A 2529-nucleotide genomic window follows, 5' to 3' on the forward strand; every position below is an offset into this window, starting at 1 on the left:
TGCACGAACCGCTGCGCGGATTGGCGCTAGCCTCGATGTAAAGTCGTCCAGTGAGCGCCGCGCCTGATTGAACGTGGGCTGCCGCAGGCAGACCCTTTCGACTCCTTCAACCTAAGGAGTCGAACGATGAACGAGCTTGTACAGATTGGTCCGATCAGCCCGCTGCGCCAGCGCCTGCTGGACGACATGGCGATGCGCAGGTTCGGACCGGAGACGCAGCGTAATTATTTGCGCGACGTCGGGCGGTTCGCAACCTGGCTGCAGCGCTCTCCCCACACCGCGACCGCCGAGGATATCCGGCGGTTCCAGATCGAGCAGCTCGAGGCGGGCGTACCGGCGCCAACGATGAACAGCATCGTTGGCGCGCTGAGGTTCTTCTTCACGCACACGCTCGACCGCCCCGATCTTGCACGTAAGCTGATCCGCACCAGGCAGGTTCGCAAGATCCCCGTCGTCCTGACCATGGCCGAGGTGAGGCGGCTGCTCGATGCGACCCGCTCCCTCAAGCACCAGGCCGCACTGTCGGTCGCCTATGGCGCGGGGCTGCGCGTCGCCGAGGTGTCGGCGCTGAAGGTGAGTGATATCGACAGCAAGCGCATGCTGCTCCGGATCGAGCGCGGTAAGGGCGGCCGCTACCGCAATGCCATGCTGCCCGAGGGCCTGCTCCTGCTGCTGCGCGACTGGTGGCGCGCCGGGCGACAGCAGGGCGTGCTCCTGCCGGAGGGCTGGCTGTTCCCCGGACAGAGCGCCTCAGCCCCGATCAGCACGCGCCAGCTCTACCGCGTCGTCGTCGAAGCCGCGGAGGCCGCGGATATCGACAAGCGCGTCGGACCGCATACCTTACGCCACAGCTTCGCCACCCACCTGCTCGAGGATGGCGTCGATATCCGCGTCATTCAGGCGCTGCTCGGTCACGCCAAGCTAAACACCACCGCCTTCTACGCGCAGGTCGCAACGAAGACCGTTCGGTCGGTCGTCAGTCCGCTCGACAGGCTTGCGCTGGCCGCGCCGGACGAAGAGGCGCCTGACGGCTAAGGCGGTGCGCGCCTCGCTCGAGGTCGCCGATATCTTCCGTGCTGCAGGCCCTGCGTATCGCACCGCGCATGCCGGGCATCTGAGCCTGCACCAGCTCAAGATCATGTCGGCGATCGAGCATTGCCGCACCGCCGCCCTAGGTGGCCACGTCGAGGCTTGCACCGACTGTGGCCACTGGCGCATCGCCTATAACAGTTGCCGCAACCGGCATTGCCCCAGATGCCAGGGCGCCGCCGCGCGCACCTGGCTCGAGGCTCGCGAGGCCGACCTGCTCCCGGTCGGCTATTTCCATGTCGTCTTCACCCTCCCTGCCGAGGTCGCAGCCATTGCCTATTACAACAAGGCGCTGGTCTATGATCTGCTGTTCAAGGCGGCGGCCGATACGATGCTGACCATCGCCGCCGACCCGAAGCACCTCGGCGCCCGGATCGGCATCACCGCCGTCCTCCATACCTGGGGCTCAGCGCTCACCCATCATCCCCATATCCATATGATCGTGCCCGGTGGCGGCATCTCCCGCGATGGAACGCGCTGGATATCCGCACGCCCGGCCTTCCTGCTCCCCGTTCGCGTGCTCGGCGCGCTCTTCCGCCGCCTGTTCCTCACCCGGCTGGTCGCCCTCCATGACCGCGGGCAGCTCGCTTTCTTTGGCAGCATGGCGCAGCTCGCTGACCGGCGCGCATTCCTTCGCCACCTGTCACCCGTTCGGAAGAAGCGCTGGGTCGTCTACGCCAAGCCGCCGTTCGCCGGCCCCGAAGCGGTCCTCGCCTATCTGTCGCGCTACACCCACCGCGTTGCCATATCGAACAGTCGCCTTGTCCGCTTCGACGATGCCGGGGTCACCTTCCGTTACAAGGATTATCGCCAGGGCGGCGCGAACCGCCAGCAAGTCATGACCATCGCCGCTGACGAGTTCATCCGCCGCTTCCTGCTCCACGCCCTGCCGCGTGGGTTCCACCGCATCCGCCACTATGGCCTCCTCGCCAGCGCCAGGCGCAAGGATCATCTCGAACGCGCGCGCCGTTTGCTCAATGTCGCCCCCGCGCCGGCCGACGATCCGCCCGCCGAGCTCGAAGCTCAGCCGCTGTGCCCGTGCTGCGGTGGCACCATGGTGATCATCGAGGTCTTCGAACGTCGCTATCAACCCAGAGCGCCGCCACCGCCATCACTTGCATCCGGGACGCAGGCGCCGTGACCCGGCACGGCTCATCCACTGCCGTAACCGGCGCAGCCCTGCGTCCGGAAGCGGACACACTTGCGCTCGCCCTGCCCAAAAGCAGACGCCGCTATATCAAAATCGGCCCGTCCGCTTTTCGGCGTCCGCTTTTGCGATCTAAATTCAGACGGTCCGATCTCAGATGCGTCCGATTTTGGGCAGCAACGGCCAGCACCACGACCTGCGCAAAACCGCTTTCCCCATAGCTCAGTCCATGCTCCCCGCGGTTCGGGCATCGAAGACTTTCTGACGCCTAGCGGCGTCTGAAACTCTCAACG

General features: G+C 65.9%; 2 protein-coding genes. Both read left to right on the forward strand.

Annotated features, from left to right (window positions below):
- Positions 1-126: 126 nt before the first annotated feature.
- Positions 127-1035, forward strand: coding sequence for a tyrosine-type recombinase/integrase (locus CDQ91_RS20830; protein WP_088474607.1), 909 nt, complete (start codon positions 127-129; stop codon positions 1033-1035).
- Between the two features lie 4 nt (positions 1036-1039).
- Positions 1040-2230 carry an IS91 family transposase gene (locus CDQ91_RS20835; protein WP_088474608.1) on the forward strand — a complete coding sequence of 397 codons (1191 nt, stop codon included), beginning with the start codon at positions 1040-1042 and terminating at the stop codon, positions 2228-2230.
- The last annotated feature ends 299 nt before the right edge of the window (positions 2231-2529 follow it).

Source organism: Sphingopyxis witflariensis (genome assembly GCF_002205635.1).
Taxonomy (GTDB): Bacteria; Pseudomonadota; Alphaproteobacteria; order Sphingomonadales; family Sphingomonadaceae; genus Sphingopyxis; species Sphingopyxis witflariensis.

Coding starts and splice junctions, on each gene's coding strand:
- CDQ91_RS20830 (WP_088474607.1), top strand. CDS start 127: ATGAACGAGCTTGTACAGATTGGTCCGATCAGCCCGCTGCGCCAGCGC.